Annotated in this window: 4 protein-coding genes; all 4 read left to right on the top strand. The window is 27.5% G+C overall.

The window, feature by feature from the left end; all coding sequences use genetic code 11:
• The first annotated feature begins 448 nt into the window (after nucleotides 1–448).
• The 4 genes from COL3_RS26985 to COL3_RS27000 all read left to right on the top strand — a co-directional run bounded on the left by COL3_RS26985 (nucleotide 449) and on the right by COL3_RS27000 (nucleotide 4995).
• A complete protein-coding gene (locus COL3_RS26985; RefSeq protein WP_008420429.1) occupies nucleotides 449–1489 on the top strand; it encodes a phosphodiester glycosidase family protein in 1041 nt (346 codons plus the stop codon).
• A 108-nt stretch (nucleotides 1490–1597) separates the two neighbouring features.
• On the top strand, nucleotides 1598–2662 hold the full coding sequence (locus COL3_RS26990) for a hypothetical protein (protein ID WP_008420428.1): 1065 nt from the start codon (nucleotides 1598–1600) through the stop codon (nucleotides 2660–2662).
• A gap of 440 nt (nucleotides 2663–3102) precedes the next feature.
• Entirely contained in the window at nucleotides 3103–4161 is a 1059-nt protein-coding gene (locus tag COL3_RS26995) for a methyl-accepting chemotaxis protein (RefSeq protein ID WP_008420426.1), read from the top strand.
• 63 nt (nucleotides 4162–4224) lie between these two features.
• Nucleotides 4225–4995, top strand: a complete 771-nt coding sequence (locus COL3_RS27000; protein ID WP_008420425.1) for a hypothetical protein — start codon at nucleotides 4225–4227, stop codon at nucleotides 4993–4995.
• Nucleotides 4996–5258: the final 263 nt, after the last annotated feature.

Consider the following 5258-nt stretch of genomic DNA (forward strand, 5'->3'; position numbering starts at 1 on the left):
TGAGACAACCTACAACTAAGAGCCTTTAACAGCTCATTTTCAAATGTTTTCTACACCAAAATATTTATTATTTCTAGTTAAGATATCCACATGAAGATTAAGTAAATATGTAAGTATATTCATATAATAAGTCCAATTATAATGTTGGATATTTATAAATAACAAGGGTTTTATAAATTTAACTAATGCACAATTAACAATCTATTTTCCTGTACATTGTGCATTATAATTATTTTAAATACTTACTTTTTAAGTTTATTTTGATATAGTTTTATATATATAAATTAAGAAATTAAAATATAAACTCATTTTAAATGTATAGTTGCGAGTGTACTATATATATGTATATAATTAAGGATTAATTGGATAAATAATAATAGATACTATTCTTCACTGTTACATAATAAAATATAAAGAAGTCCATGATTTAGAATCAGGAGGTAAAAAGATGGGTACGCAAAGTAATCATCAAATTGAGGGAACAACCCAAAATAAGAAATTTAAACCATTAGTTTTTTTTATAGCAATAATATATATTATTATATTTTTAGGAATAACAACTCCGCTTATACTGCTTTGGGGGCCATATGATAATACTAGAAAAGTAGTTGTTTCAACTATACTAGGAACAAGACATGCGTATTTAATAACAAATTTCATGTCTCAAGAAACGATTAACAGAATCCTAGGAATAAATAATACTACAGAAGAAGTAAAAGAAGATAATACTCAAAATAGTGAAACAGATCTTAATAAAATAAAGGTGAAATACACAAGTGGTAACGAAATTACTAGATATGACATACATACAGATAGATATGATGGATATGTGCTCGAAATAAAAAATCCACTAGGTGTTAAGGTGGCAATGACTAAATATTTAGGTAAAATAGGTGAAAAAACAAGTGAAATGGCAGAGGAACATAATGCAATTGCAGCCATTAATGGAGGATCTTTTGTAGATAAGTCCTCAGATGGTACCCTTTATGCTGGTACTGGAGCAGAACCAGGTGGGTTTGTTATTTCAGAGGGAAAAGTAATTTATCCTAAAAGTAACATAAATAAAAATAATATTGAAAATGTTATTGCTTTTACTAAAGGTGGTCAATTAATAGTAGGAGATCATACTCTTGAAGAATTGCAGAAGTTAGACGTAAAAGAAGCAATGTGTTTTAGAAGGCCTAATATTATAATTAATGGAAAGGCTCAAATAAAGGATAGAATGGCTGATGGACTTAATCCAAGAACAGCAGTTGGGCAGAAAGAAGATGGTACAGTAATTTTTTTGGTTATTGACGGCAGAAAAATTACCGCTCCCGGAGCGAGTTTGTATGATGTTCAGCAAATAATGCTTGATAGAGGAGCTATTAATGCAGGTGCACTTGATGGAGGTTACTCGTCAACAATGTATTATAAAGGAGATGTAATAAATTCTCCTAATGCTTGGGATGGTGAGAGAACTGTTGCTACAGCATTTTATGTTGAGTAAAGGTAAGCTATAGATTATTAATCCGGCTTATAGTGGTGTGAATATATATTAAGGAGCAAAGTTAAAATAATATATAAGAAGGAATATTATTGGTGAAAGGATAATACAATGAAAAACCTAATAAGAATATTAGTATGGACCCTTGTGGCCGTTATTATTCAGCAAAGTATATTTTTATATGTAGAAAATGTATACTTGGCTTCTGATGTAAAAATACAAGCTGAAAAAGTTGAAGAGAAGGAAGTTCCAAAGCAAAATAAACCAAATGAAATTGATATAAAAGATGGTGTAGATCAGGTTTCAGTATCATCTGATGGAAGATTCGTAGCCTATTTGGAAAATAACAAGCTAAAAGTGTTAGATAGTGATGATAATAGTGAGAAAGAATTTCAAAGTGAGAATAATGGAGAAGTTGTATTTTACAAATGGCTGACAAATGAAAATAGCATAATAGTTATTCAAAAAGTGCAGACAGACAATGGTTCGTATTTTGAACCTGTATCATTTAATGCAAAAAAAGGTGAAGCAAGACAACTTGCTGATTTTAATTTAAATGAGTTAAAGATAAATATAAAAAATAAAAGTGATAAAATAGATAATGTTGTATTTTCAACTGCAACCCACACTCTTTATATAAAAGTAAAAAAGGCGAATAATAAAAGTGATTTGTATTATGCTAATGTTATGAACCAACTAGAAAAAGTTAGGTCCAGCATGGACATAGGAAATATTATAGTACCAACTACAAGTACAAATGCTGTAATGGAAATGGGAAATGGTGTAACTATATTAAATAGTCCAGATAATATTGAAATACCTAATGTTGAGATGATTAAAATATTAGGTAGTGATATTAACGACAATGTATATTTTGGTCAATTAGTAAATGGGAAGATTACTAAAATATATTATGGTATTCTTAATAATGAAAAAATTAAATGGAATACGTTGACCATGCAGAAGCCAGTTGACCAAGGTGATATAATAGTTGATTATTCAGGGAAAGTTTATGTAAATGATAAAGCTGCAAGCAGCGTTTTAGAACTTACAAGTAAAAAAACTATTAAATATGATGGGGAGTTACTACAATCATACTCTAAAGGTTTTATTTCAAGGGATGGAAATAAGCTCATAAAAAATGAAATTGCCGAGAATAGAATATCTATAAAATGATAATGTGAACCTTTTAAATAGTAGGACTTATGCCTTTAATAAATAAAATTATAGTTTTAAACAGGATAAATTATTATTGTATAATTGATATGCAATAATAATTTATCCTGTTTATTATTGGTTAAGATATATTTAACTTGCAATCCCAATAATAGTGGACAAACATTTGATAGGTAAAAAGGTTATGTCTAATATAATTAAAAAATATTTATTTTTTCTATTTAAACAGGTGTTTAAATGAGATATAATGAGATAAATGTAAAAAATATATTAGTTTATATCCACATAATAATACTAATTTGTTTTTTATAAGAATTTTATATTTAAAGACGTTTTTCTCAGATAAATTGGTTAGATATTTCGCTAAAAGACTATTTTCATTAGCGTTAATTTGGACCATTATTTAAGAACTTTAGAGATTGGAAAGGGAATGATAAATCATGGTAAAAAAAGTTTCAAGTAGTATTATTATTGCATTAATAATTGTTATTAGTTCCATATTACCTGCGGTTTTAAAAATGTCAATTATCATAACTGCAGCAACGGCAGTAATATGCGCTATAGTAGCAGCTATATTTTTAAGTATTATTATGAATTCTGAAAATATAAAAACGAAAAATGAAATATATTCTGAAGAAAATACTGAAACAGCCATAACTTCGGTGTTGAGTGAAGATACAGTGGTAAATTTAGATAATTTTATAAAAAATGATAAGAAAGAAGAAATATTAGAACTCTCAGTTTTTCAGGAAGAATCTATAGAAGATTTAAACCGTATCACTGATAACATGATAGTGAATTTCGATGAGATTACCAGTGTTATTAGGGAATTAACTAGCTTTTCAGAGTCTGTAAACGATGACACATCAAAACTTGCTGAAGCATTAGCTAAAACTATGTATTTTACAAGTGTAGGTGCTGAAAGCATGGGTAATATGGATAGTGCAATGGAAAAAATATATAACGCGAATAAGTTATTAGACGAATCTATACAAGTTGCAAATAATTCTACTAAGGAGGCAATTGATATTATTCACTTAATAGGAAATATTGCTAATCAAACTAACTTATTAGCTTTAAATGCAGCTATTGAAGCAGCGAGGGCAGGAGAAGCTGGTAAAGGTTTTTCAGTTGTAGCATCAGAAATTAGAAAATTAGCTGATGATGTTAAAAGGGCAGTAAACAGTGTTGATAGTATAATAGATGATATAACAAAAGCAATAAGTAAAACTACTGAAAATGCACGAGAAGGTGGACAACTTATACAAGAAAGTATTAATACTGTAAAAACTGCTGAAGAGATATTTAATCAAATAGTTGTAGAAGTAAATGAAATTGACGCTCATGCTAATATTGTTACAGAACTAAACAGTAAGTGTGAAAGTGTAAAAGATAAAGTTTTGGAAAAGTCTGAAGAACAAAATAAATCACTTAATACTTTATCAGAAGCTGCAAGAAATTTATTACAAACAATAAAAGAGATTAAGAATAAAATATAAATAAATTTGATATAATTAAATTATAAAAATATCAAATAGTTATGATTAAAAGGGGCAGAATTTATGGATAAAAATAAAAAAACTATAATTGGTGCTGGAGCGTTATTCGGTACTATGGCAGCAGTAAGCAGTGTTATAGCTATAACTAAAAAACTGAAAAAGAAAAAAACGCAAAATCTTTTAGAGAATCAGGAGTACGCTACTGGAAAGGTTAGAATTTTTGGAACATTATATTTAGATAATGAAAAGCAAAAAAAGCCTGGGGATTTTTTAGAATATAAAGATATTCCAGAGTATTCAGGACAAAAAATAGAAATAAAAGATACTGATAAGAATGAAGAAAATAAATTGTCATGGGTAGAAATTAATGATAATGATAAGAAACTATTAATATGTGATAGAAATATTTTAAAGGGAATATCTTGGAATGAATTAAATGAACAAAATTTAGTCTTTGGTAAAGTAGTAATTATAGAGGGAAAGAAATATATATTAAGACTTTTAACTGGGCATAGTGAGAAGAAAAATTATAAGGAAAATGAGTGGGATAGATATGTAGTAAATACAGATAAAATAGATGATCTTCCAATAAGTACTGAATATGATATTACCAATAGTTCAAAGCAACAGGATGATAAGGAAAAATTAAATGGTAATAGTAATACTTTGTGGCATTGGTATAACTTTTCTAGCTTTACCCAAAGTGAAGGATTAAGACGTGAAAAATTTTGTATAATAAGAGGATTTTATTCTACAACATATTCAAATCAATCAATTAAGGATTTAAAATATGAGACAGTTGGATATAGACCAGTTTTAGAACTAATTGAATAAGATTCTACAAACGTATAGGCATATAAAAAATGCTTATGCGTTTTAATTTTGAACAATTAATTTAATGTCCTTATTATTTTTTACAATATTAGATAACTAAAGTATAATTTATGTAATAGAATAATTAGTTTGTGAAACAATATAGATAGGATATTGTTTCGTAATCTAAATAAAATTATTTAAGTTGTAGTTAGTGTATAGATATCTAACATTATAATTGGACTTATTATATGAATATACGTACATATTTACTAAATCTTCAT

The organism is Clostridium sp. LS, assembly GCF_002760435.1.
GTDB lineage: Bacteria > Bacillota > Clostridia > Clostridiales > Clostridiaceae > Clostridium.

Coding starts and splice junctions, on each gene's coding strand:
- COL3_RS26985 (WP_008420429.1), top strand. CDS start 449: ATGGGTACGCAAAGTAATCATCAAATTGAGGGAACAACCCAAAATAAG.
- COL3_RS26990 (WP_008420428.1), top strand. CDS start 1,598: ATGAAAAACCTAATAAGAATATTAGTATGGACCCTTGTGGCCGTTATT.
- COL3_RS26995 (WP_008420426.1), top strand. CDS start 3,103: ATGGTAAAAAAAGTTTCAAGTAGTATTATTATTGCATTAATAATTGTT.
- COL3_RS27000 (WP_008420425.1), top strand. CDS start 4,225: ATGGATAAAAATAAAAAAACTATAATTGGTGCTGGAGCGTTATTCGGT.